The sequence below is a fragment of the Streptomyces sp. NPDC111656 genome (genome assembly GCF_055656965.1).
Genome location: NZ_JBVKCA010000001.1, coordinates 167,550 through 191,812 on the forward strand (window position 1 = coordinate 167,550; position 24,263 = coordinate 191,812).

Consider the following 24,263-nt stretch of genomic DNA (forward strand, 5'->3'; position numbering starts at 1 on the left):
CAGCCTAGGGGGCGCTCACCCGGCGCGGCGGACCACGTCCGACATTCGGACGGTGAGCTGGGACACGCCGTCCGAGCCCCTCGGGCCGTTCGCGCCGGGATGCTCACTCCTGGCCGTACACGTGGAACCCGCGGCCGGTCTTGCGGCCCAGCAGCCCTGCCTCCACCATCCGCTGGAGCAGCGGGGGCGGCGCGTAGAGGGGTTCCTTGAACTCCTCGTACAGGGACTCCGCGATCGAGGCCACGGTGTCGAGGCCGATCAGGTCGGCCAGTCTCAGCGGGCCCATGGGGTGGGCGCAGCCCAGTTCCATACCCGTGTCGACGTCGGCGGCGGAGGCGAAGCCGGACTCCGTCATGCGGACGGCCGACAGCAGGTAGGGGATGAGCAGGGCGTTGACGACGAAGCCGGCGCGGTCCTGGGAGCGGATGACGGTCTTGCCCAGGGTCCGGGTGACGAAGTCCTCGACGGCGCCGACCGTTTCGGGGGCCGTGTGGAGGGAGGTCACGACCTCCACCAGCGGCAGCACGGGCACGGGGTTGAAGAAGTGCAGGCCGAGGACGCGGTCGGCGCGGTGGGTCGCCCTGCCCAGACGCATGACGGGCAGGGAGGAGGTGTTGCTCGCCAGGACCGCGTCCGGCGCCTCGACGATCTTGTCCAGTGCGGTGAAGATCTCCGTCTTGGCGTCGGCGTTCTCCACGACGGCCTCGACGACGAGCTGCCGGTCGGCCAGGTCTTCGAGGTTGCCGGAGAAGACCGTCCGGTCGAGGGCGTCCCGTGCCGCGGCTCGCGTCAGCTTGCCGCGCTCCACCGCGCGGTCCAACGAGGCCGCCACCCGGTCGCGTGCGGCGCGGGCGGCGACCGCGTCCACCTCGCACACGACGGTGTCCAGTCCGGCCCGCGCGCACACTTCGGCGATCCCGGCGCCCATCTGTCCGCCGCCGACCACGCCCACCCGGCGGATGTCCCGGCTCATGACGCGGCCTCGGCGTGCCGGACGAGGTGACGGGTGTAGGCGTCCGGGGTGAAGAACAGTGGCAACTCCGGTGCCAGGGCGGTTCGTTCGAAGAGGGCTCGCACCTCGTCGAGGGCCGCCCAGGGGTGCTCGGCACCCAGCGCGGCGAGTTCGTCGTCGAGCAGCCGCAGTACCGTCTCCTGGTCGACGACCCGGTGCCGCAGCCACTGCCAGATCTGCACCCGGGCGATCTCGGCGGTCGCCGCGTCCTCCATCAGGCCGTACAGGGCCACAGCCCCCTGCCCACGCAGCCAGGCGTCGAAGTAGCGCAGCGCGACCGCGATGTTGGTACGCAGCCCCTCCGGTGTGGGCGGCCCGCTGACGCGGCGCACCGACAGCAGGTCCGCGGCGGTCACCTCGGCGTCGTCGCGGGTGCGCTCGATCTGGTGGGGCCGGTCGCCGAGGACGCCGTCGAAGACCTCGCGGCACACTGGCACGAGCCCGGGGTGGGCGACCCAGGAGCCGTCGAAGCCGTCCTCCGCCTCGCGCTCCTTGTCGAGCCGGACCTTGGCCAGGGCCGCCTCGTGGGCGGCCCGGTCCCTGCCGGGCACGTGGGCGGCCATGCCGCCGATGGCGTGGGCGCCGCGCCGGTGGCAGGTGCGCACCAGCAGTTCCGTGTACGCGCGCAGGAACGGCGCGGTCATCGTCACCCTCGCCCGGTCCGGCAGCAGGAAGTCCGTGCGGTGGCCGAAGGTCTTGATCAGGCTGAACAGGTAGTCCCACCGGCCCGCGTTGAGGCCGGCGCTGTGCTCGCGCAGCTCGTAGAGGATCTCCTCCATCTCGAAGGCCGCGGTGATCGTCTCGATGAGGACGGTGGCGCGGACGGTGCCGCGGGGGATGCCCAGCAGTTCCTGGGCGAGGACGAAGACGTCGTTCCACAGCCGGGCCTCGTAACGGTTCTCCAGCTTCGGCAGATAGAAGTACGGCCCGTACCCGGCGTCGATCTGACGCCGCGCGCAGTGGAAGAAGTACAGGCCGAAGTCGACGAGGGAGGCGGGCACGGGCCGGCCGTCGAACTCCAGGTGCTCCTCGATCAGGTGCCAGCCGCGCGGCCGCACCATGATGGTGGCGACCCGTTCGCCCAGCCGGTACTCCTTGCCCGCCTCGGTGGTGAAGTCGATCCGGCGCTCGATGGCATCGAGCAGGTTGAGCTGACCGCCGATGACGTTGTCCCAGGTGGGTGAGGTGGCGTCCTCGAAGTCCGCCATCCACACCTGGGCACCGGAGTTGAGCGCGTTGACGGTCATACGGCGGTCGGGCGGCCCGGTGATCTCCACACGGCGGTCGGTCAGCCCGGGAGCCGGCGCAGCCACCCGCCAGGAGAGGTCGGCACGGACGGCGGCGGTGGCGAGGGGGAAGTCGAGCGGGGCTCCGGCCGCGAGCCGTATGGCCTGCCGCCGGCGCTCCTTCAGGAGTTCCTGGCGACGTCCGACGAGGGCGTCGGCGAGGCGGCCGACGAAGTCCAGGGCGGCGGGGGTGAGGATTTCGTCGTGCCGGTCGCCCGGTGCCGCGAGGACGCGGACGTGGCGGGTCGGTGCGCTGGTGGACATCAGGATCTCCTGATCGGGGGGAGGGAGAGCGGAGCGGGAGCCGGACGGAACGGTCGCCCGGCTCCCGCCCGGTCAGGGGAGGGCGCGCGCGGGCGACCTTGCGGGGTCTAGGTCCTGTCGTCACATTCCCGTCGTCCGCCCGGAGGGCGGGCCCTGCGGCGTCAGGTGCGTGCTCTCGGCGTGCCGGGCGCAGGCCCTCGTACTGGATGTACTTGGGTCTGTGCCCGGTGCGGCGAAGGGGGTCCCTCCCTGTTCGAGCGAAGCCGAGAACTTGGGGGCGCGTGCATGGCGTCGCGGGGCAGACGGGAATTTGACGACAGGGCCTAGTGGAACTGCTCCTCCTCGGTGGAGCCGGCCAGGGCGGTCGTGGAGGAGGCCGGGTTGACGGCCGTGGAGACCAGGTCGAAGTAGCCGGTGCCGACCTCGCGTTGGTGCCTGACGGCGGTGAAGCCGTGCTTCTGTGCGGCGAACTCCCGCTCCTGGAGGTCGACATAGGCGGTCATGCCGTGCTCGGCGTAGCCACGGGCCAGGTCGAACATGCCGTGGTTGAGGGAGTGGAACCCGGCCAGCGTGATGAACTGGAAGCGGTATCCCATCGCACCCAACTCCCGCTGGAACTTGGCGATCCGGTCGTCGTCCAGGGCGGCCTTCCAGTTGAAGGACGGCGAGCAGTTGTAGGCGAGCATCTGGTCCGGATACCGGGCGTGGACGGCCTCGGCGAACTCGCGGGCCTGGGCCAGGTCGGGGGTGCCGGTCTCGACCCAGATCAGGTCGGCGTACGGGGCGTAGGCGAGACCGCGGGCGATGACCGGCGCCATCCCGCCCCGCACGCGGTAGAAGCCTTCCGCCGTGCGCTCGCCGGTGACGAACTCGGCGTCGCGCTCATCCACATCGCTCGTGAGCAGCGTGGCGGCCAGCGCGTCGGTACGCGCGATGACGAGCGTCGGCACGTCGGCGATGTCCGCCGCGAGCCGAGCCGCGTTGAGGGTGCGGATGTGCTGGGAGGTGGGCACGAGGACCTTGCCGCCGAGGTGGCCGCACTTCTTCTCCGAGGCCAGTTGGTCCTCGTAGTGGATGCCCGCGGCGCCGGCCGCGATCATCGCCTTGGTCAGCTCGAACGCGTTGAGCGGGCCGCCGAATCCGGCCTCCGCGTCGGCGACGATCGGGGCCAGCCAGTCGGTGGTGTCCGCGCCGCCCTCGGCGGTGGCGATCTGGTCGGCGCGCAGCAGTGCGTTGTTGATGCGCCGGACGACCTGCGGAACGGAGTTGACGGGATAGAGACTCTGGTCGGGGTAGGTGTGCCCGGCCTGGTTGGCGTCGGCGGCGACCTGCCAGCCGGACAGATAGATGGCCTGGAGCCCGGCCCTGACCTGCTGCACGGCCTGACCGCCGGTCAGGGCGCCGAGCGCGTGGACGTAGTCCCGCTCGTGCAGCTGCCGCCACAGACGCTCCGCGCCGCGCCGGGCCAGAGTGTGCTCCTCACGGACGCTGCCGGACAGTCGTACGACGTCCTCCGCGCTGTAGGTGCGCGCGATGCCCTGCCAGCGGGAATCGGTGGCCCAGCGCCGTGTGAGCTCCTCGGCCGTAGTCGTCTTCGGCTCTGTCATGGCCTTCACCGTCTCCCTCGATCGTCCGGTCTGCCAATCCCCGACTTCACTGAGTGGGGGAGTGGCACTACGTGTCTACTTCATGGGTGCGGCCCGCCGCCCGTCGCTGAGCGGAGCCGAGCAATGCTGCCGTGCGGACGGGTACCGATGCCGGGATCTCCGACGTCAGGGCGTGAATCGTGCCCGGTTCCGGGTGCCGACCACCGAAGGTCCAGCGGGCCGCACTAGAACTCTGGCACTGGCACTGAGTGCCATCAACCGTGGACGTATGCCAAGTTCTGTGAATCTTCGAGCGCACTTTTGCCAAGTTTGCCAAGGGTGCGATGAGCCGATTTCGCGTACGCTGACGGCCGTCCGGAGCAACGGAGGAACACGGTGGGCAAGACCTACGCGGGGGCGAGGCTGAGGCGGCTGCGTGAGGAGCGCCGGATGAGCCAGGCCGAGCTGGCCCGGGTCCTCGGCATCTCGCCCAGCTATCTGAACCAGATGGAACACGACTCCCGGCCGCTCACCGTGCCGGTCCTGCTGAAGCTGACCGAAGCCTTCGGCGTCGACCCCGGCTTCTTCTCGGAGCGCGACACGACCCGGCTGGTCGCGGACCTGCGGGAGGCACTGGCGGGAGAGATCACCGAAGAGCGGGTGTCCGCGTCCGACCTCTCGGACCTCGCCTCGCGCATGCCCGCTGTCGCCACGTTCCTGCTCGACCTGGGGCGTCGCAACCAGGCGCTCACCGAGCGGCTCGCCGGAGCCGCGGACGGCCGGGACAGTTCGCGGGAGGCGCCCCGCTCGCCCCACGAGGAGATCCGGGACTTCTTCTACCGTCGCCAGAACTACCTTCACGACACCGACCTCGCGGCCGAGCGACTGGCGGAGGACATCGGCATCCGGCCCGGCGAGGTCGTGCGGGCTCTCACCGAGCGGCTCGCCGACGGGCACGGCGTGCGGTCGGCCGCCGAATCCGGCGATCGCCTCCATCACTACGACGAGGCGTCGCGCACTCTCCATCTGTCGGGCCGCCTGCGACCCGGACAGCGGGCGTTCCGTCTGGCGACCCAGCTCGCTCTGCTCGAGTACGGCGACGAACTCGACCGTCAGGCCGCCGCCGACTTTCCCGCCGGTTCACCGTCGCACGCGCTGGCCCGGATCGGCATCGCCAACTACTTCGCCGCCGCGCTGATCCTGCCCTACCGCACCTTCCACGCGGCGGCGGAGGAGGTGCGGTACGACATCGAACGCCTCACCGACCGGTACGGCCTCGGCTACGAGACCGTCTGCCACCGTCTGAGCACCCTCCAACGCCCGCGGCTGCGCGGAGTTCCCTTCTCCTTCGTCCGGGTCGACCGGGCCGGCAACCTGTCCAAACGGCAGTCCGCGACCGACTTCCACTTCTCCCGGACCGGTGGCACCTGCCCCCTGTGGAACGTCTACGAGGCGTTCGCGGCCCCCGGCCGCATCCACGTCCAGATCGCCGAAATGCCCGACGGTCAGCGCTACTTGTGGACGGCACGTGCGCTGACCCGCCACCGCGGAGGCTGGGGCGAACCCGGCAAGACCTACGCCATCGGCCTGGGCTGCGAGATCCGCCACGCCGCACGCCTCGTCTACGCCGACGGACTCGACCTCGGCAATGCCGCCGCCGCCACCCCCATCGGCATGGGCTGCCGCAGCTGCGAACGCACCGACTGTCCTCAGCGTGCCGCACCCCCGCTCGGCCGGCGACTGAGAATCGACGAGAACGACAGCACGTTCGTCCCGTACCCGGTGGTCGACCAGGCGCCTTGAGGGCACCGAGAAGGCGCCTGGCGGGGACGCGAGCGTCCGTCGGACGCGACGGTCGCGCGGGTGAGTGCTCCAGCCGTCAGGCGTCGAAGCGGCGGCGGGCGGCCTCGATGTGGCTGAGGTACTGGTGGGTCCAGCCGCACATGGCATCGACCGTGGCGCGAAGGCCCTGGCCCGATTCGGTGAGGGTGTATTCGACCCGCGGCGGCACGGTGGGGTGCACGCGGCGCTCGACCAGGCCGTTGCGCTCCAGCATGCGCAGGTTCTGGGTGAGCATCTTGTGGCTGATGCCCTCGACCTCACCCCGCAGCTCGGTGAAGCGCAGGGTGCGTTCACCGAGAGCCTCGATGATCAGGAACGCCCACTTGTTGGCGACGTCGGAGAAGATCTCCCGCGCCAAAGAGTCCGCGCGCCTCAGGTCCGCATCCTCGGGCGAGCCCTTGAACTGCTTGGTCACCATCAGGTTCCCCAGTCACTGAAAAGTGCGTTCTTCCAGGTCAGCGGCCACTCTCCTACAGTTCCCGAGTAACCACAAGAGAGCGGGCCTCTTGGGCTCGGTGGACGCGAGCCCAAGGGCTCATGACAAGGAGGCAGGCAGCATGGCCATCACCCTGGTGAACCCCAGTGGATTGCCGAAGATCCCGGTGTACCGGCAGGTGTCGATCGCGACCGGGTCGAAGCTGGTCTTCATCGCCGGGCAGGTCGCCTGGGACGCCGAGGGGGTCACGGTCGGCGAAGGCGACCTCGCCGCTCAGGTCGAGCGGAGCTACCTCAACGTCGGCACCGCACTGGCCGAGGTCGGCGCCTCCTTCGGCGACGTGGCGAAGCTGACCGTCTACGTCGTCGACTGGACTCCCGACAAGATGCCCCTGTTCCTGGAGGGAGTCGCGCGGGCCTCCGCGAAGCTGGGGATCACCCCGATGGCGCCAGGCACGCTGATCGGCGTGGCGGCACTGGACGTCCCCGACCATCTGGTGGAGATCGAAGCCACCGCGATCATCGACTGAGAATCCGCTCTGCGCCGTCGCCCGGCACTGAGATGACACAAATATGTGTCATCTCAGTGAAGAGTGCTAGGTTTGGCGATGTGCCGAGTGACAGCCAGCTGATCTTCGCCGACCATGTCGGGCGGTTCTATGCCCGCCAGTACGGGTTTCCGCCGATGGCCGGGCGCCTGTTGGGGTACCTGCTCGTCTGTGACCCGCCTCATCAGACGATCGACGAGCTGAGCCGGGCGCTGCTGGCGAGCCGGAGTGCCGTCACCGGTGCGGTGAAGCTGCTCGAGAGCTACGGGACGGCGCGGCGCACGCGTGCCGCCGGCGAGCGCATGGACCGGGTGAGCCTGGATCCGGCCGGCCGGCAGCCGCAGAACTTCGACTCCGCCATCCACACGGAGCATGCGGCGCTGTTCAGGGAGGGGCTGGCACTGCTCGACGGCGCTCCACCGGAGCGGCGTGCGCCACTCGAAGAGATGGCCGCACTGGCCGAGTTCCTGGCCGACCGCCTGCCCAAGCTGGTGGACGAGTGGCACGCACACCGCGACACGCTGCGCGCCTCGGGAAAGCTGCCCAGCCCCGGCGCATAGCCGCACAAGGCCCAGGGCCGGCCGGTCCCGGAACGAAACCACGGAGAGGTTGCCCGTCATGACCGAGCCCGACCTGTCTGCCTTGCGGGAACGCGCCGAGCGCGGCGACGCCTCCGCGACCGACGAGCTGATCGAACTCGCCACCGAACTCGGCGACCTGAACGAACTGCGCCGCCTCGCGGACGCGGGCAGTTCCACCGCGACCGACGAGCTCATCCAACTCGCCGCAGAGCAAGGCGACCTCCAAGAACTGCGCCGCCTTTCGGACCGCGGCAACGCCACGGCCACCGACCAGCTGATCGAACTCGCCACCGAACTGGACAACATGGACGAGCTGCGACGCCTCGCCGACCAGGGCAACACGACAGCGGCCGAGCAACTCGCGGAGCTCACCGCCGAGTGAGGGGTTTCCTCAAGGGACGGCCGCTCCGCCCGTCGAGGCGGCAGCTCGGCGGGGGCACGGCGTGCCCACCGCGTCGGCTGCCGCCGTCGACGTCCGGTGCCGGTGTCAGACCCCCTGCGACAGCACCTTCTCCAAGGCGCCCAGGGCGGAATGGAGTTCCTCACCGGTGATGGTCAACGGCGGGGCCAGTCGGATCGTGGATCCATGGGTGTCCTTGACCAGAACTCCCTCGCGCATCAGGCCCTCGCTGATCTCGCGCCCGGTGCCGATGGCCGGGTCGATGTCGACGCCCGCCCACAGCCCGCGAGAGCGGAAGCCCTCCACGCCCCGGCCCACGAGCGCCGTCAGGCCACTGCGCAGGACCACGCCCAACTCGGCCGCCCTGCTCTGGTATTCACCGGTCTCCAGGAGCCCGACGACCGCGGAGCCGACCGCCGCGGCCAGCGGATTGCCGCCGAAGGTCGAGCCGTGCTCACCGGGCCGCAGCACCCCGAGCACGTCCCGGCGGCCGACCACCGCCGACACCGGCACGATGCCGCCGCCGAGTGCCTTGCCCAGGAGGAGCAGGTCGGGGACGACCTCCTCGTGTTCCACGGCGAGCGTGGTGCCGGTGCGGCCCAGGCCGGACTGGATCTCGTCCGCGATGAACAGACACCCGGCGCGCCGGGTCAGCTCCCGGACACCGGTCAGGTAGCCGTCGTCCGGGATGACGACGCCCGCCTCGCCCTGGATGGGCTCGATCAGCACGGCCGCGGTGGTCTCGTCGACGGCGGCTTCCAGTGCGGCGAGATCGTTGTACGGGACGACGCGGAAGCCCGGGGTGAAGGGGCCGAAGCCGGCGCGGGCCGTCTCGTCCGTCGAGAAGCTCACGATCGTCGTCGTACGGCCGTGGAAGTTGTCCGCGGCCACCACGATCGTCGCCCGGTCCGGTGCCACACCCTTCACCTCGTACGCCCACTTGCGGGCCACCTTGATGGCGCTCTCCACCGCCTCCGCGCCCGTGTTCATCGGCAGGACCATGTCCAGGCCGGTCAACTCGGCCAGCGACTCGGCGAACTGGGCCAGCCGGTCGTTGTGGAAGGCGCGCGAGGTGAGCGTCAGCCGGTCCAGCTGACGGTGGGCCGCGTCGATCAGCACCGGGTTGCGGTGGCCGAAGTTGAGGGCCGAGTAGCCCGCCAGCATGTCGAGGTAGCGGCGGCCCTCGACGTCCTCGACCCAGGTGCCCTCGGCGTGGGCGACGACCACGGGAAGCGGGTGGTAGTTGTGCGCGAGGACGGGCTCCTCGGCGCGGATCAGGTCGGCGGAGGAGCGCGGACCGGCGGTGGCGGAGGACGCGAGCGTACGGGCGGGAGCGGTCATGAGCGGATCTCCTGGGTGCAGCACTTGATGCCACCGCCGGCCTTGTGGAACTCGGAGAGGTCGACGGGGACGGGGACGTAGCCGTGGCGGGCGAGCCGGTCGGCGAGGGCCTCGGCGCGCGGCGCGATGAACACGTGGCGGCCGTCGGAGACGGAGTTCAGGCCGAAGGTGAACGCGTCCTCACGGGTCGCGAGCACCGCGTCCGGGAAGAGCCGGGCCAGGACCTCGCGGCTGCCGGGCGAGAACGCCTCCGGGTAGTACGCGATGTTCGCCTCGGGCCCGTCGTCCAGGACGAAGAGTGCCGTGTCCAGATGGTAGAAGCGCGGGTCCACCAGCTGGAGGCTGACCACCGGGACGCCGAAGAACTCCTGCACCTCGCGATGCGCCTCGGGGGTGGTACGGAATCCGGTGCCGGCCAGCACGTACCGGCCCACCGGAACGAGGTCGCCCTCGCCCTCGCAGACGGATTCGGGACGGTAGACGTCGAAACCGGCCGCCTTGAACCAGGTCTCGTACGCGGTGGACTCGGGGCGGCGCTCGGGCGCGTGGAAGTACGAGCCGAAGACCCGGCCCGCCAGGACGAGCGCGGAGTTCGCCGCGAACACCATGTCCGGGAGATCCGCCACGGGCTCCACGGTGTCCACGGTGTGTCCGTGGGCCCGGTAGGCGCCGATCAGCGCCGCCCACTGGTCACGGGCCAGATCGACGTCCACGTGGACGTCGGGATGCATCCAGGGATTGATCGCGTACTGCACGGCGAAATGTCTGGGTTCACAGACGAGAAAGCGCCGAGGGCGCGGCACACGGCTGTCGGGCACAGAGAGGTACCTCCGCTTCCTGCGGTGTCGACCGGGGGTGCCTCCAAGGTAGGAAACGGGGGATACGGGCGACAAGAGACGAGAGCTGCGTGTGTGCGCAGCATCGCTGCGCAATCACTCAGGTCAACGCAGGTTTGATGCGTCCAGGGCATCCTGTGGGGCCGCGTGGGTGGCGCCCGCCTCCGGGGCCTCCGGCAGCAGATGCGACAGCACCATGTAGCTGATCGTCTTCCGGATGAACGGCTCGGTGCGGATCCGCTCCAGCACCTCCTCGAAGTGGTCCACGTCCGTCGCCCGCACATGGAGCAGTGCGTCCGCGCCGCCCGTCACCGTCATGGCCGCGGTGATCTCCGGATGGTTGCGGACCACCTCCGCGAGCCGCCGGGGCGGCGCCGCGCCCTCGCAGTACACCTCGACGTACGCCTCCGTGCGCCAGCCGAGCGCCGTCGGCTTCACCGTGGCCGTGAACCCGGTGATCACACCGGTCTCGCGGAGCCGGTCGACACGGCGCTTGACCGCGGTGGCCGACAGTCCGATCGCCGTGCCGATCTCGGCGAAACTCGTCCGGGCGTTGGCCATCAGGGCCGTGATGATCTTGCGGTCGAGTTCGTCGAACATCGCGGGCTTGCTGTTCATGGCGGCACTGTATCCAGCGACAACGTCCACGCAACCAGCGACAACGTCCGCATGTCCGGCGACGACGTCCACGTCCCGCACATGTCCAGGCATGCCGATCGCTCCTACACTCCACTGTCATGCTGCGCGCGCTCGCCGTCGACGACGAACAACCGTCCCTCGAGGAACTCCTCTACCTCCTGAACGCCGATCCCCGGATCTCCAGCGCCGAGGGCGCGAGCGACGCGACCGAGGCGCTGCGCCGGATCAACCGGGCCCTGGAATCCGGACCCGGCGGGCCCGAAGCCATCGACGTCGTCTTCCTCGACATCCACATGCCCGGACTCGACGGACTGGACCTCGCCCGGCTGCTCACCGGCTTCGCCGCACCGCCGCTCGTCGTGTTCGTCACCGCCCACGAGGGCTTCGCCGTCCAGGCCTTCGACCTCAAGGCCGTCGACTACGTCCTCAAGCCGGTACGGCGGGAGCGGCTGGCCGAAGCCGTCCGCCGGGCCGCCCAACTCCAGGACACCGCACCGCGGATACCCGTCCACGAGCCCGACCCGGACCACATATCCGTCGAACTCGGCGGCGTCACCCGCTTCGTGGCCGTCGAGGACATCACCCACGTCGAAGCACACGGCGACTACGCACGTCTGCACACCGCCCAGGGCAGCCATCTCGTCCGCATCCCGCTCTCCACCCTGGAGGAACGCTGGCGCTCACGCGGCTTCGTCCGCATCCACCGGCGCCATCTCGTCGCCCTGCGCCACATCGGCGAACTCCGCCTGGACGCGGGCACCGTGAGCGTCCTCGTCGACTCCGTCGAACTCCAGGTCAGCCGCCGGCACGCCCGCGAACTGCGCGATCTGCTGATGCGCCGGACCACGAGCTGAGAGGGGGAAGCGGCGTGCCGCAGGACCCGACCGAACGCCGGGTGGTCGTCACGGGGGTGCCCCGGCGCACCCGCCGCACCTCCGGCTACTACCGGCCCAGGACCGAGATCGACGAACAGACCACGCTCGGCCACACCTACGTCCGTTCCTTGATGCGCAGTCAACTTCGCGCCGCACTGGTGGTGTTGGCCGTACTGGTCCTGCTGGTCGGGCCGCTGCCCCTGGTCTTCGCCGCGATGCCGGACGGCGCGAGTCTGGAGTGGGCCGTGCTCGGCTTCTGCGTCTACCCGCCCCTGGTCCTGCTCGCCCGCTGGTACGTGCGGCGCGCGGAGCGCAACGAGAAGGACTTCGTGCGCCTGGTCGAGGACCGCTGAGCCGTGAACCAGAACTACGCCGTCCCCGCCGTCGCCCTCGTCGTCGTGGCGACCGTCCTGGTCGGCGCGTTCGGCCTGCGCATCTCCCGGACCACCTCCGACTTCTACGTCGCCTCACGCACCGTGGGCCCCCGGCTCAACGCGGCCGCGATCAGCGGCGAGTACCTCTCCGCCGCCTCCTTCCTCGGCATCGCGGGCCTCGTCCTCGTCCAGGGCCCCGACATGCTCTGGTACCCCGTCGGCTACACGGCCGGCTATCTCGTGCTGCTCCTGTTCGTCGCGGCCCCGCTGCGCCGCTCCGGCGCGTACACCCTGCCCGACTTCGCGGAGGCACGCCTCGGCTCACCGGCCGTGCGACGTCTCGCCGGTGCCTTCGTGGTCGGCGTCGGCTGGCTGTATCTGCTGCCCCAACTACAGGGCGCCGGGCTGACGTTGGCCGTCCTGACCGACGCGCCCGACTGGTTCGGCGGGGTGCTCGTCGCGGTCGTCGTGGTCGCCACCGTCGCCGCCGGAGGCATGCGCAGCATCACCTTCGTACAGGCCTTCCAGTACTGGCTCAAGCTCACCGCCCTGCTGGTCCCCGCACTCTTCCTGGTCCTCGCGTGGCAGGCCGACGGCGCCCCGCGTCAGGCCTTCGCCGAACCCGCGACCTTCCGCGCGCAGCGCGTCGTCCGCATCGACGACAGCCTCGACCTGAGGCTCTCGGCCCCGCTGGGCGTCACGGCCACCGGCACGGTCGACGGCCACCGCTACGACGGCGAGCGGCTGCGACTCCCCGCGGGCGTCCACCACATCGCGCGCGGCACCCGGCTGACCTTCGCCAAGGGCGACCCCGTCCCGGCCGCCGACCGGGGCACCAACGGCGGCATGTCGACCTCGCTCGCGGCGAGCCGCGAGGAACGCCCGCTGTACGCCACGTACGGACTGATCCTCGCGACCTTCCTCGGCACGATGGGCCTGCCGCACGTCGTCGTCCGCTTCTACACCAGCCCGCACGGCGTCGCGGCCCGCCGCACCACGGTCGCCGTCCTCGGCCTCATCGGCGCGTTCTACCTGCTGCCGCCCGTCTACGGGGCGCTCGGCCGCCTGTACGCCCCCGAACTGAGCCTCACCGGGAACGCCGACGCCGCCGTCCTGCTGCTTCCCGACCGCGTGATCGGCGGGCTCGGCGCGGATCTGCTGGGCGCGCTGGTGGCGGGCGGGGCCTTCGCGGCGTTCCTGTCGACCGCGTCCGGACTGACCATGGCGGTGGCCGGGGTGCTCACCCAGGACGTGCTGCCCTCGCGCGGCGTACGCCACTTCCGGCTGGGCACCGTACTCGCCATGGTGGTACCCCTCGCGGCGAGCGTGATCGTCGGCGGACTGCCCGTCGCCGACGCCGTCGGACTCGCCTTCGCCGTGTCCGCCTCCTCCTTCTGCCCGCTGCTCGTCCTCGGCATCTGGTGGCGGCGGCTGACCCCGCCGGGCGCGGCCGCCGGAATGCTCGTCGGCGGCGGCGCGGCCTTCGTGGCCGTCGCCGCGACCATGGCGGGCTACCCGGGCTCGGGCGCGCTGCACGCACTGCTCGCCTGGCCCGCGCTCTGGTCGGTGCCGCTCGGATTCCTCACCATGATCCTGGTGTCGCTGGCCACGGCCGGACGGGTGCCGGCCGGGACGGCGGCGATCCTGGCCCGGTTCCACCTGCCGGAAGAACTGGCCGGAGGAGACAGGCGCGCGGACGTCGAGGCACGCGGGGAGGCCAAGACGTGAGCGGATCGTCGAGCGGGGCGGTGACGGCATGAGCGGATTCCTGGCGGGCCTCTGCGTCGCCGTGCTCCCGCTGCTCGCCGCCGGGTTCTGGCTAGGCAGGCGTACCGCGCGGCCCGAGAGTCTCGGCGGCCTCGGCACCCCCGTCGAACACGCCACCTTCGAGACCCTGCACACCGCCTCGCTGGCCGCGCCCCCACTGCGCGCGGGCCTCACCGGGGAGACCGCCCGCAAATCCGCCCGCCGACTGCGCACCCTGCTCGGCACGGACGCCCTGTGCCTCACCGACCAGGACACCGTCCTCGCCTGGGACGGCCTGGGGGAGCACCACCGCACCGAGATCATGGAACGGCTCGGCAGCCCCCTGGAGACCGGCCGCGGCGAAGCCTTCCGGCTGAAGTGCGACGAGCCCGACTGCTCCCTGCGCTGGGCCGTCGTCGCACCGCTCACCGTCGACGACCGCGTCCACGGAGCGCTCGTCGCCTGCGCGCCCCGCGAGTCCGCCGTCCTCGTCCGGGCCGCGGGTGAGGTCGCCCGCTGGGTCTCCGTGCAACTGGAACTCGCCGACCTCGACCAGTCCCGGACCCGTCTGATCGAGGCCGAGATCAAGGCCCTGCGCGCCCAGATCTCCCCGCACTTCATCTTCAACTCGCTGGCGGTGATCGCCTCGTTCGTCCGCACCGACCCCGAGCGCGCCCGCGAACTGCTCCTGGAATTCGCCGACTTCACGCGCTACTCGTTCCGCAGGCACGGCGACTTCACCACCCTCGCCGACGAACTGCACGCCATCGACCACTACTTGGCGCTGGTCAGAGCCCGCTTCGGCGACCGCCTCTCGGTCACCCTGCAGATCGCCCCCGAGGTGCTGCCGGTCGCGCTGCCCTTCCTCTGCCTCCAGCCCCTCGTGGAGAACGCCGTCAAACACGGACTGGAGGGCAAGGCGGACAAGTTGAACAAGAGCCACATCAGCATCACCGCCCAGGACGCGGGCGCCGAGGCGCTGGTCGTGATCGAGGACAACGGCACCGGAATGGACCCCGACCGGCTGCGTCGCATCCTCGCCGGGGAGGTGAGCCCCTCCGGCGGCATCGGACTGTCCAACGTCGACGACCGGCTCCGCCAGGTGTACGGGGACCGGTACGGCCTCGTCATCGAGACCGCGGTGGGAGCGGGCATGAAGATCACCGCCCGGCTGCCGAAGTACCAGCCGGGGGTGCACTCGGCGGGACCGCTGCCCAGGGAGTGACAGTGACCCGCGCGCGCAGTCAGGCGTTGCGCGAGGCCACCATGGCGATCGTGAGCAGACCGAGCACCACCCAACCGAACCACAGCCAGCCGTTGCTGCCGAGCGCCACCGTATAGGCCGTCACCATGACGAGGCCGCCGACGGTGAGCACCCCCATCGCCTTCGTCGAACCGGGCATCGCAGTCACCCTTCTCCCGGCGGGGTCCGCGACGCGGGCCGTGGCCTGCGCCCATCTTCACCCGAAGGGACGCGGTTCGCCAGGGCCGGGTGTGCTACTCGCCTCCGTGCATGAGGGCCTTGTCCAGCCGCTCGATGGTGCAGACCACCAGGTAGTACCCCTTCCTCCACAGTCCTGTGCTGCGCAGGCCATGACTCACATAGGTGTCGGCGGGATAGTGGAGTTGCTGCGGCGGGGCGTCGGCCGCGCATTGTGCGTCAGCCTCGGCATCGGGCTTCTTGCCGGGCGTGAGGCTGGTGAGGTGCGTGATCCGGAACACCTTGCCCACATGGTCCTTGTCGCAGGACACGAGCTCGTAGTGGGTGTATTCGCTCGCGTCCCCGCGGGCATGGCCGAGGCAGTCGTCCTGCTGCATCTGGGTCGCGTCCTGGAACACCATCCCGTACGGGCGGAGGCCGCCGAGCCTGCCGTACACCGGACCGTGCTTCCCGACCAGCAGGCATGCGACGTTCCCGCCGGTGGTGTCGAAGCCCTCGCGGGTGGGCACCACGGCCAGGCTCTGGACGTGCCAGGCGAGTTTGTCGGCGATCGCCTTCGTCCGCTCCGCGCACTGGTCCGGTCCGACGCTGCCGGCCTCCTCGAAGGAGCGGGCCTTGTACAGCTCCATCACCTGCCCGTCGGGGCGCAGCGCACCGCAGCTCGGATCCAGTTGTAGACGCGGGGTACCCGAGGACGGTGCGGGGGACGGGTCGCTCAGTACGCAGTCGCCCTTCTTGAGCGGTGCGGAGAGCCCGACCTGCGCGCCGTACGGGGCTGCGGGCGTCTGCGTCCTGCCGTACCGGGCCAGACCCCAGATCACTCCCGCCGTCAGCGACAGCGCGAGGAGCAGTGCCGCGCTCACCTGCAGGAGCAGCGTCCGCTTGCGGCGCCCCCCGTCGGGACCCGGGGCGGGTGCGGCGGGGCCCAGGTAACTGGGCGGACCGAAACCGCCACCGGGCTGCGGGGGGTGCGGGGTCGGCGGACCGAAGCCCTGGCCCGGGCGAGGCGCGTACGCGGCCGGGGCACCGGCACGGGTGCCGGCTGCCTGCGCCATGGGTGTGTACGCCGCGTGGTGCGCCGGCGCGGGGGAGGCCTGGGCCGTGGGGACGTACGAACCCGGCGCCGCGAAACCCTGGTCCTGGGCCGGCCCCTGGTTCCGGCCCGGTCCCTGGTCCCGGGCGGGGGACGGGCTCTGGTCGTGTGCGGGCGGCGCGTAGTCGTGGTCCCTGGACGGACCGCCCGGGGGCCGGCCCGGTGGCGCCGGACCACCGGGCCCGTCGGAGGTGACGAGCCCCGCCCACGCGGGCTGCGAGCCGGCGTCGACCTGGGTCGGCGGATGGGGCTCGGGCAGGATGATCCGGGCCAATGCCGCCGCCGTCCGTTCCGCGGAGATCCGCAGGCCGGGGTCCTTGACCAGCAGCGCGTCGATGATCGGCCCCAGCGCACCGGCCCGCCGGGACGGCGGCGCCTCCTCCGAGACCACCGCGGCGAGCGCCCCGAGGTGGCTGTCGCGGTCGAAGGGACCGTGGCCCTCCACACCGAAGTACAGGGTGCAGCCCAGCGAGAACAGGTCGGACGCCGCGGTCGGCTGCCCGCCCTGCGCCCGCTCCGGTGCCAGATAGCCGGCCGTGCCGACCAGGACGGAGGTACGGGTCCAGCGGGTCTCGGGGGAGTCCGGCTGGACCGAGATGCCGTAGTCGGTGAGGAGGATGCGCGCGCCGGGCGTGCCCGCGCGGTCCGGGGCGAGCAGGATGTTGGCCGGTTTGACGTCCCGGTGCATGATGCCGCGCTCGTGCCCGGCGGTCAGCGCGTCCAGCACCGCGAGGCCGACGCGGGCGCACTCGTCGGGGGCCAGCGGGCCGCGCCGGGCGAGCCAGGCCCGCAGATCCTCGGCGTCCGCCACGTACTCCATCACGATCCATGGCAGGCCGTCGTGCTCCAGGACGTCGTGGACCGTCACCACGTGCGGGTGGCCGCGCAGCACCGCCGCGTGCCGGGCCTCGGCGCGGGCGCGCGCGATCCGTGACTCGTGCTCCTCACTCCCTTCCCGGACATCGCGGAACCTGATCTCCTTGAGCGCCACGTCGCAGTCGAGCCGCTGGTCGTGGGCGAGCCAGACGTGGCCCATCCCGCCGGAGCCGACCTGCTTCAGAAGCACATACCGGCCGTCGATGATCCGGCCCACTCCCGACTGCGCTGATCCTGCTGTCATCCGGTTGCCCCCGGGTTCTGCGTCGTCGTACGCGGGTCAGGCCGCGCTCTGGGTGGGCCCACCGGGCGCGGAGTCGCTCGTACCCGGGTCGACCGGGGCGGGCGGTGTGCTCGACACGGGCTCACTCGGCGGCGGCGCGCTGCTGACGGTGGGCCTGGTCGAGGTCGGTTCGTGCGAGGTCGGTTCGGTCGTCGGCACGGTCGGGGCAGTGGCCGAGGGGGTGTTCGGGGCGCTGCTCGCGGGTGAGCCGGTAGGAGGGGTGTGCGGCGGGGCCGACGTCGTTCCGCCGCCCGTGCCGCCGCTCGTGTCCGTAGGGACACCCGACCCGGTGCCGCTGTCGGACGGCGAGGCGCTGCCCGACGACGCGCCGCCGGACGAGGGGCCGGACGAGGGGTCGGACGAGGAGCCGGACGATCCCCCGGACGAGGTCGGCGGGGTCGTCCCAGGATCCGAGCCCGCTCCGCTCGTGCCGCCCGCTCCGCTCGCGCCGCCCGTGCTCGTGCCGGAATCCGACGGCGTGGTCGGACCACCGCCGCTCTCGGTCGGGCTGTCGGACCGCGCCGACAGGACGACCGACGTGCCCCAGGCGACCTGGCTGCCCTCGGTCGGCCGGGACGCCGTCACCTGGGCGTCGTCGGCCGGCAGGGTGTCACCGGCGTACGACATGCCCAGCCCCGCGTCGGTCAGCCGCCGGGTCGCCTCCGCGAAGGTCATGCCGGTGACCGGTGGCACGGCGTGCTTCTCCTGGGTGTCGAAGGACTTGTCCTGGCTGCCGTCGCTGCCCACCGGGCGGGCGATCCCCCGGTCGGGGTGGTGCACGTCGACGAGCTGGAGCTTGTGGATCTCCTGCGCCCCGGGCGGCGGCTGGACCACCACGACGCGGTCCTGCCGGTAGTCGGCCCACTTCTTGTTGCCGTGGTTGAACCGCACGTCGGTCTTCGAGGCCTTTCCCTCGAAGGGGAGCAGCGGATTGCCGCAGGAGCACTTCACCGCGGGCAGTCCCTGTCGGTCGACCAGAATGGCGATTCCGGCCTGCAGCAGCGCGGCGTACGAAACCGCCTTGCCGTTCTTGTAGTCGTGATTCGTCACGAGAGTGTCGTGACGCAGTACGACGGGTGTGAGTTGATCGATATAACTCGGGATCTGATCGGTGCTTATATGCAGGACCCGCGCCCATTCCTGGGCCTTGGTCGAGTTCTTGGGGTCGGTGAGGAATTTCTTCAACTTCGCGACGGCGCAGGTGCCGGGTTGCGTGGTGCCGCCCCACACGCCGGTGCCTGTGCCGGGTGCGGCACTGGGGTCGGGCGCCGGTGCCGGTGAGCCGCTTCCGCCCCTGCCGTCAGGGGCCCCGCCGTACAGCCCGGGGCTGTTACTGGCCTGCACACCACCGCTGGGCCTGGCCTCGGGCACGTGGATGTCCGTGCCGAGCTGTCGGTCCTCCTTGAAGAAGGGGGAGACCGAGGAAACCCCCGCCGCCACGGCCCGCACCACGAACAACTGATCGGATTTGCTGCACCCGCTGACTATCAGTACCGAAACCAGCAGTAGAGCGAGCCTTCGGGCGGCGGAAATCCCCGCCCTTTGCATGGACGCACGAATTGACATGACCGCTCCCCCTGCGGTTTCCCCCGTTGTCCCCCCATGCTACTGAACCGAAAAGCCCTTCACGCAAGGTGAATTGCAAAGTTAATTCAGCGGCCGCGTGCGTTGAGTGAGGCCAGATAGGCGTTGTACGCCTCGAGTTCCTTGTCGCCGTCGCGGTCGGCGGCCCGGTCGGTGCGGCGGGCCTGCCGCTTCTCGGAGGCGTACCACTGGAAGAGCAGCGCGATCAGCACGAGGACGGAGGGGATCTCGCTGAACGCCCAGGCGATGCCGCCCGCGGCGCTCTGGTCGGAGAGCGCGTCGATGCCGAGCGAGGCGGGCGGGTTCTTGTACGTCTCCACCATCGGCGCGGACGCCATCATCAGCGCGATACCGAAGAACGCGTGGAACGGCATGCCCGCGAACAGCTCCAGCATCCGCATCAGATAGCCCGGCCGGTGCGGTCCGGGGTCGACGCCCATGATCGGCCAGAAGAAGACCAGGCCGACGGCGAGGAAGTGGCACATCATCGCGATGTGCCCGGTCCTGGAGCCCATCAGGAAGTCGAAGATGGGGGAGAAGTACAGCGCGTACAGGCTCGCGATGAACAGCGGGATCGTGAACGCCGGATGCGTGATGATCCGCATGTAGCGGCTGTGCAGGAACATCAGCAGCAGTTCACGCGGACCCTTGTTGCCTCGCGTGGCGGCCACCGGCAGTGCGCGCAGCGCCAGGGTGATCGGCGCTCCGAGCAGGATCAGGATCGGCGAGAGCATGCTGATCACCATGTGCTGCACCATGTGCACGCTGAACATGACCATGCCGTAATCGTTCAGCTTGGTGCACATCACGAGCATCACGGTCAGCACGCCGAGCACGAAGGCGATGGTCCGCCCGACCGACCACTTGTCACCGCGCCGTGCGAGCCGCACGACCCCCCAGCCGTACAGGCCGAGTCCCGTCAGACAGGCGATGAGGAAGAACGGGTCCGCGGACCACTCGAGCCCCCGCCCCAGCGTGAACGGCGGCAGATCCATGGTCATGCCGTGCCCGCTGTGATCCATCCGCCGGCTCCTGATTCGTACGTTGTGCGCTGTCTGTCCGAACCAGAGTAGAACTGACCCCGGTCACCACTATGACCGGGGTCAGTGCAGCGCGAACGAACCCTCAGAGCACGCACTCCGCTTCCGCGTACCGCTCCTCAGGAACCGTCTTCAGGCTCTCCACCGCCTCCGCGAGCGACACCATGACGATGTCGGTCCCCCGCAGCGCGGTCATCTTCCCGAAGTCGCCGCGATGCGCCGCCTCCACCGCGTGCCAGCCGAACCGCGTGGCGAGCACGCGGTCGTACGCCGTCGGCGTCCCACCGCGCTGGACGTGCCCGAGGATCACCGGCCGGGCCTCCTTGCCGAGGCGCTCCTCCAGCTCCAGGGAGAGCTGCCGGGCGATGCCGGCGAAGCGCTCGTGCCCGTAGACGTCCTTGCCGCCCTCGTCGAACTCCATGGTGCCCGGGCGAGGCTTCGCCCCCTCCGCGGCGACGACGATCGCGAACCGCTTGCCCGCCTCGAAGCGCTCGCCGACCCGCGCGGCCAACTCCTCGATGTCGAAGGGGCGTTCGGGGACGACGATGGCGTGCGCGCCCGCCGCCATGCCGGAGTGCAGGGCGATCCAGCCGGTGTGGCGGCCCATGACCTCCACGATCAGCACCCGCTGGTGGGACTCGGCGGTGGTCTTCAGCCGGTCCAGGGCCTCGGTCGCGACGCCGACGGCCGTGTCGAAGCCGAAGGTCACGTCCGTGACGGCGATGTCGTTGTCGATGGTCTTCGGCACGCCGACGATCGGCAGGCCGTTGTCCGAGAGCAGCCGGGCCGCCTTCAGCGTGCCCTCGCCGCCGATCGGGATGATCGCGTCGAGGCCGAGCTCCTCGACATGGCCCTTGGCCCGCTCCACGCCGTCACGCAGCTGCGCGGGCTGGACCCGGGAGGAGCCGAGGATCGTGCCGCCGCGAGCCAGGATGCCGCTCACCGCGTCGAGGTCGAGCTTCAGGTAGTCGCACTCCAAAAGCCCCTTCCAGCCGTCCCGGAAGCCGATGACCTCGTCGCCGTGGTCGACGACGGCGCGGTGCACGACGGACCGGATGACGGCGTTCAGGCCGGGGCAGTCGCCGCCGGACGTGAGGACACCAATGCGCATAGCCCGAAATACCTTCTCAACGTGGGCCGGGTACCGGACCACGCTGTCCGGCTGGAATCCCGGTCACCCTACCGGCGGGACGGGGTGGTGCCGTAGCGGGCGTCCGCCTGGTGGACGCGGCCGCACAAGTGAGCGGACACGTGGTCAGGCGGGCCCGACCTGGGTACACCGTGCCGGATACGCCTAGGGCGCGCTTGAGGTATCCCTCGAGCGCGCCCTGTGGACATCCCGTACCGTTTGTCCGTTGTTGGCCGACCGTTCAGGCGGGCTGCTGCGCCGCGGAGATGCGCTCGCCCCGGAGCGCCTCGTACCAGCGGTCGTCGATCGGCGGCAGCGCGTTCACGTCGAGCGCCAGCTTCAGCAGCAGGTCCGCGATCTGCGGGTTGCGGGCGAGCACGGGCCCGTGCATGTACGTGCCGAAGACCGTGTCGTTGTACGCGCCCTCGGTGCCGTCGCCGGTGCCGTTGCCCTTGCCGAGCCGCACCTGCGCGAACGGACGCGCGGTGGGGCCGAGGTGGGTGACGCCCTGGTGGTTCTCGAAGCCGGTCAGCTGCGGCAGGCCCAGCCGCGGGTCGATGTCGCCGAGTACGTCGCCGACGCACCGCTCGCCCTCGCCGCGTACCGAGACCACGTCGAGCAGGCCGAGGCCGGGCTCGCGCTGCCCGAGGTCGTTGATGAACTCGTGGCCGAGGATCTGGTAGCCGGCGCAGACCGAGAAGACGATCGCGCCGTTGCCCACCGCGCGGTGCAGACCGCCGTCGCGGCGCAGACGCTCCGCGGCGAGCCGCTGCGGCCGGTCCTCGCCGCCGCCGATCAGATAGATGTCGCCGGAGGTCGGGATCGGCTGGTCGCTGCGTACGTCGAGACGGGCGACGTCGAGACCGCGCTGGCGGGCCCGGCGCTCCACGACGAGGGCGTTGCCCTGGTCGCCGTAGGTGCTCAGCAGGTCCGGGTAGATCCACACCAGGCGCAGGCTGTTGTCACTCATTCTCTTGGTCCTCCGTGGCTGCTCAGTTGCCGACACGACGCCTCAAATCCTGGAATGCGGTGTAGTTCGCGATGACCTCGATGCGACCGGGCGGGGCGAGCTGCACCGCCTGGTCGAGGTTCTCGCAGACCTGGAAGGACTGGTTGGCGACCTCGAGACGCACGGCGAGGTCGAGCTTGCGGTCGCCGAGCACGAAGATGGGGTGCCCGGTCAGACGGGTGTAGTCGACGTCCCACAGCCAGGAGGTGTCGGTACCGTCGGCGCCCCGCGCGTTCACGGACAGGATGACCGGGGTCGGCGGAGGGTCGATCAGGGAGAACGTCTCGAGCCAGCCCGCGGGGTTCTTGGCGAGCAGCAGACGCAGGTCGCGCTGCATGAACTGCACCACGTCGTAGCGTCCGGCGACCGCCTGCACCTGGTACATGCGCTCCAGGGCGACCTGCGGGGGCACCCCGAAGACCGCGGCGACGGCGGCCGACGAGGCGGCGTTCGCCTTGTTGGCCCGGCCGGGCAGCTGGAGGTGGATCGGCCACGCGGAGCCGTGCGGGTCGAGGACGTGGTCCCCGGACAGCGCCCAGGTCGGCGTCGGACGGCGGAAGCCGCAGTCGCCGCAGAACCAGTCGTCGCCGGGGCGCTGCATCACACCGCCGCAGGACGGGCAGGACCAGGCGTCGTCCTTCCACATCTGACCGGCCGCCACCCACATGACGTTCGGCGAGGAGGAAGCGGCCCACACGACGAGCGGGTCGTCGGCGTTGGCGACCACGACGGCCTTGGAACCGGCCAGGCCCTCACGCCAGTGCTCGGCCATCATCCGCGTCTCGGCGGCCCGGTCGAGCTGGTCGCGGGAGAGGTTGAGCAGGGCGATGCACTTCGGGTCGGTGTCGCGGGCGACACCCGCGAGGTACTTCTCGTCGACCTCGATGACCGCGAACTTCGCGTCCGAACCCCCGGCGAGAGCCGAGGTGATACCGGCCGGCATGTTGGCGCCCAGCGCGTTGGACACGACCGGGCCCGCGGCGCGCAGCGCCTCCGCGATCAGCCGGGTGGTCGTGGTCTTGCCGTTGGTCGCCGACACCAGGATCACGTCCAGGTGGGTGGCGAGCCTGGCCAGCAGATCGGGGTCGAGCTTGAGTGCCACCCGGCCGCCGATCACCGATCCGCTGCCGCGTCCGGCGGCCCGCGAGACGGCCGCCGCCGCCTTGCCCGCCGTCACGGCCAGCTTGGCCCGCGGCGTCAGCGGGTCCGAGTTGCCTGACATCGTTTCTCGATCCTCCTTGCGTACGCGCCGCGCCTCTGCCCCCGGCACCGTGTGGGCCTCAGCCTATCGAGATCCACTCACGTGCCCGAATCGCGGCACCTCCACGGTGCCCGCGCGACATTCGCGCGCCCATGAGGACCGTACCCTTGCCGCCATGCGACACGGCTCCATCCGCGGCACCCGAGGGCGCGTCCGGCCGGTGACTCTGCTCGGCGACCCCGTTCTGCACACACCGTGTGAAGACGTCACGGACTTCGGTCCCGAACTCGCCCGACTCGTCGAGGACATGTTCGCGACGATGTACGCCGCCCAGGGCGTCGGCCTCGCCGCGAACCAGGTCGGCGTCGCGTCACGGGTCTTCGTGTACGACTGCCCGGACGACGAGGACGTCCGCCATCTGGGACACGTGGTGAACCCCCGCCTCGTCGAGGCGGACGGAGTGGTCCTGCGCGGGCCGGAGGGCTGTCTCTCCCTGCCCGGGCTGGAAGCGGGGACGGAGCGGTACGACCACGCCGTGGTCGAGGGTTTCACCGTGGACGGGGAGCCGATGTCGGTGCATGGCACCGGTTGGTTCGCCCGGTGCCTCCAGCACGAGTACGACCACCTTGAGGGTGGTCTGTACGTGGACCGGTTGAGTGGGTGGCGCCGGCGCCGGGTGATGAGGCAGGCCGCGCGGGCGTCTTGGGGGCGCTGAGCTCTGTCGGGCGGCTGCGGGCCGTTCGTGGCTGAGCGTTTTGTTCCCCCCGCCCCCCCCAACCAAAGCGGAGGGAAACCCCCCGCCCCCCCCAAACAAACCCACACCACCACCCCACCCCCACAAC

At 70.8% G+C, this 24,263-nt stretch carries 23 protein-coding genes; 9 read left to right on the forward strand and 14 right to left on the reverse strand.

From position 1 onward, the window contains the following. Positions 1 to 103: 103 nt before the first annotated feature. From ACZ7M3_RS00855 to aceA, 3 genes are all read right to left on the reverse strand, one after another. Positions 104 to 973, reverse strand: a complete 870-nt coding sequence (locus tag ACZ7M3_RS00855; RefSeq protein WP_452968176.1) for a 3-hydroxybutyryl-CoA dehydrogenase — start codon at positions 971 to 973, stop codon at positions 104 to 106. Further along, positions 970 to 2,562 carry a malate synthase A gene (gene aceB / locus ACZ7M3_RS00860; protein WP_472059839.1) on the reverse strand — a complete coding sequence of 531 codons (1,593 nt, stop codon included), beginning with the start codon at positions 2,560 to 2,562 and terminating at the stop codon, positions 970 to 972. The genes ACZ7M3_RS00855 and aceB overlap by 4 nt, the downstream gene beginning before the upstream one ends. A 323-nt stretch (positions 2,563 to 2,885) precedes the next feature. Next, positions 2,886 to 4,169: an isocitrate lyase gene (aceA, locus tag ACZ7M3_RS00865; protein WP_472059840.1), complete on the reverse strand. Its 1,284-nt coding sequence runs from the start codon at positions 4,167 to 4,169 to the stop codon at positions 2,886 to 2,888. Between the two features lie 375 nt (positions 4,170 to 4,544). Here aceA and ACZ7M3_RS00870 point away from each other — a divergent pair, with 375 nt between their 5' ends. Further along, a complete protein-coding gene (locus ACZ7M3_RS00870; RefSeq protein ID WP_472059841.1) occupies positions 4,545 to 5,951 on the forward strand; it encodes a short-chain fatty acyl-CoA regulator family protein in 1,407 nt (468 codons plus the stop codon). 76 nt (positions 5,952 to 6,027) lie between these two features. Here ACZ7M3_RS00870 and ACZ7M3_RS00875 read toward each other — a convergent pair whose 3' ends face one another. After that, on the reverse strand, positions 6,028 to 6,408 hold the full coding sequence (locus ACZ7M3_RS00875; RefSeq protein WP_388519441.1) for a winged helix-turn-helix transcriptional regulator: 381 nt from the start codon (positions 6,406 to 6,408) through the stop codon (positions 6,028 to 6,030). A gap of 139 nt (positions 6,409 to 6,547) precedes the next feature. Between ACZ7M3_RS00875 and ACZ7M3_RS00880 the strand changes: the two genes are divergently transcribed. The 3 genes from ACZ7M3_RS00880 (at position 6,548) to ACZ7M3_RS00890 (ending at position 7,936) form a co-directional block, all read left to right on the forward strand. Next, on the forward strand, positions 6,548 to 6,955 hold the full coding sequence (locus ACZ7M3_RS00880) for a RidA family protein (protein ID WP_472059842.1): 408 nt from the start codon (positions 6,548 to 6,550) through the stop codon (positions 6,953 to 6,955). A gap of 80 nt (positions 6,956 to 7,035) precedes the next feature. Next, on the forward strand, positions 7,036 to 7,533 hold the full coding sequence (locus ACZ7M3_RS00885) for a GbsR/MarR family transcriptional regulator (protein WP_351306521.1): 498 nt from the start codon (positions 7,036 to 7,038) through the stop codon (positions 7,531 to 7,533). 58 nt (positions 7,534 to 7,591) lie between these two features. Next, positions 7,592 to 7,936, forward strand: a complete 345-nt coding sequence (locus ACZ7M3_RS00890; RefSeq protein WP_355617508.1) for a hypothetical protein — start codon at positions 7,592 to 7,594, stop codon at positions 7,934 to 7,936. 105 nt (positions 7,937 to 8,041) lie between these two features. On the opposite strand, the gene rocD is transcribed toward ACZ7M3_RS00890, so the two are convergent. The 3 genes from rocD to ACZ7M3_RS00905 form a co-directional block, all read right to left on the reverse strand. Beyond that, complete coding sequence (gene rocD, locus ACZ7M3_RS00895) at positions 8,042 to 9,295, reverse strand: ornithine--oxo-acid transaminase (protein WP_472059843.1); 1,254 nt, start codon at positions 9,293 to 9,295, stop codon at positions 8,042 to 8,044. After that, the gene (ddaH, locus tag ACZ7M3_RS00900; RefSeq protein WP_099940096.1) at positions 9,292 to 10,113 is read right to left on the reverse strand and encodes a dimethylargininase; all 822 of its coding nucleotides are present in this window, start codon (positions 10,111 to 10,113) and stop codon (positions 9,292 to 9,294) included. Before ddaH ends, rocD begins: the two co-directional genes overlap by 4 nt. 123 nt (positions 10,114 to 10,236) lie before the next feature. Further along, positions 10,237 to 10,749, reverse strand: a complete 513-nt coding sequence (locus ACZ7M3_RS00905) for an Lrp/AsnC family transcriptional regulator (protein ID WP_067378689.1) — start codon at positions 10,747 to 10,749, stop codon at positions 10,237 to 10,239. Between the two features lie 119 nt (positions 10,750 to 10,868). On the opposite strand from ACZ7M3_RS00905, the gene ACZ7M3_RS00910 reads away from it, so the two are divergent. The 4 genes from ACZ7M3_RS00910 to ACZ7M3_RS00925 are packed head-to-tail and all read left to right on the forward strand — an operon-like array spanning position 10,869 to position 14,990. After that, entirely contained in the window at positions 10,869 to 11,624 is a 756-nt protein-coding gene (locus ACZ7M3_RS00910) for a LytR/AlgR family response regulator transcription factor (protein WP_261686943.1), read from the forward strand. Between the two features lie 14 nt (positions 11,625 to 11,638). Beyond that, positions 11,639 to 11,998 (forward strand): hypothetical protein, encoded by a 360-nt coding sequence (locus ACZ7M3_RS00915; protein WP_450425981.1) that lies wholly within the window; start codon positions 11,639 to 11,641, stop codon positions 11,996 to 11,998. Between the two features lie 3 nt (positions 11,999 to 12,001). After that, positions 12,002 to 13,747: a sodium/solute symporter gene (locus ACZ7M3_RS00920; RefSeq protein ID WP_472059844.1), complete on the forward strand. Its 1,746-nt coding sequence runs from the start codon at positions 12,002 to 12,004 to the stop codon at positions 13,745 to 13,747. 28 nt (positions 13,748 to 13,775) lie between these two features. Continuing rightward, positions 13,776 to 14,990: a sensor histidine kinase gene (locus ACZ7M3_RS00925; protein WP_472059845.1), complete on the forward strand. Its 1,215-nt coding sequence runs from the start codon at positions 13,776 to 13,778 to the stop codon at positions 14,988 to 14,990. Positions 14,991 to 15,009: 19 nt separating this feature from the next. Here ACZ7M3_RS00925 and ACZ7M3_RS00930 read toward each other — a convergent pair whose 3' ends face one another. From ACZ7M3_RS00930 to ACZ7M3_RS00960, 7 genes are all read right to left on the reverse strand, one after another. After that, a complete protein-coding gene (locus tag ACZ7M3_RS00930) occupies positions 15,010 to 15,168 on the reverse strand; it encodes a hypothetical protein (protein WP_101896770.1) in 159 nt (52 codons plus the stop codon). Positions 15,169 to 15,262: 94 nt separating this feature from the next. Next, positions 15,263 to 17,419: a serine/threonine-protein kinase gene (locus tag ACZ7M3_RS00935; RefSeq protein ID WP_472059846.1), complete on the reverse strand. Its 2,157-nt coding sequence runs from the start codon at positions 17,417 to 17,419 to the stop codon at positions 15,263 to 15,265. A 36-nt stretch (positions 17,420 to 17,455) separates the two neighbouring features. Next, complete coding sequence (locus tag ACZ7M3_RS00940; RefSeq protein WP_472059847.1) at positions 17,456 to 18,898, reverse strand: DUF6777 domain-containing protein; 1,443 nt, start codon at positions 18,896 to 18,898, stop codon at positions 17,456 to 17,458. Between the two features lie 212 nt (positions 18,899 to 19,110). Next, entirely contained in the window at positions 19,111 to 20,064 is a 954-nt protein-coding gene (locus tag ACZ7M3_RS00945; RefSeq protein ID WP_472059848.1) for a cytochrome c oxidase assembly protein, read from the reverse strand. A gap of 103 nt (positions 20,065 to 20,167) precedes the next feature. Next, positions 20,168 to 21,193, reverse strand: a complete 1,026-nt coding sequence (locus ACZ7M3_RS00950; protein WP_054228956.1) for a 6-phosphofructokinase — start codon at positions 21,191 to 21,193, stop codon at positions 20,168 to 20,170. A 259-nt stretch (positions 21,194 to 21,452) separates the two neighbouring features. After that, entirely contained in the window at positions 21,453 to 22,181 is a 729-nt protein-coding gene (locus ACZ7M3_RS00955; protein WP_054228955.1) for a type 1 glutamine amidotransferase, read from the reverse strand. A gap of 22 nt (positions 22,182 to 22,203) precedes the next feature. Next, positions 22,204 to 23,442 carry a MurT ligase domain-containing protein gene (locus tag ACZ7M3_RS00960; protein WP_054228954.1) on the reverse strand — a complete coding sequence of 413 codons (1,239 nt, stop codon included), beginning with the start codon at positions 23,440 to 23,442 and terminating at the stop codon, positions 22,204 to 22,206. A 154-nt stretch (positions 23,443 to 23,596) separates the two neighbouring features. Here ACZ7M3_RS00960 and def point away from each other — a divergent pair, with 154 nt between their 5' ends. Further along, on the forward strand, positions 23,597 to 24,136 hold the full coding sequence (def, locus tag ACZ7M3_RS00965) for a peptide deformylase (RefSeq protein ID WP_472059849.1): 540 nt from the start codon (positions 23,597 to 23,599) through the stop codon (positions 24,134 to 24,136). Positions 24,137 to 24,263 lie beyond the last annotated feature (127 nt).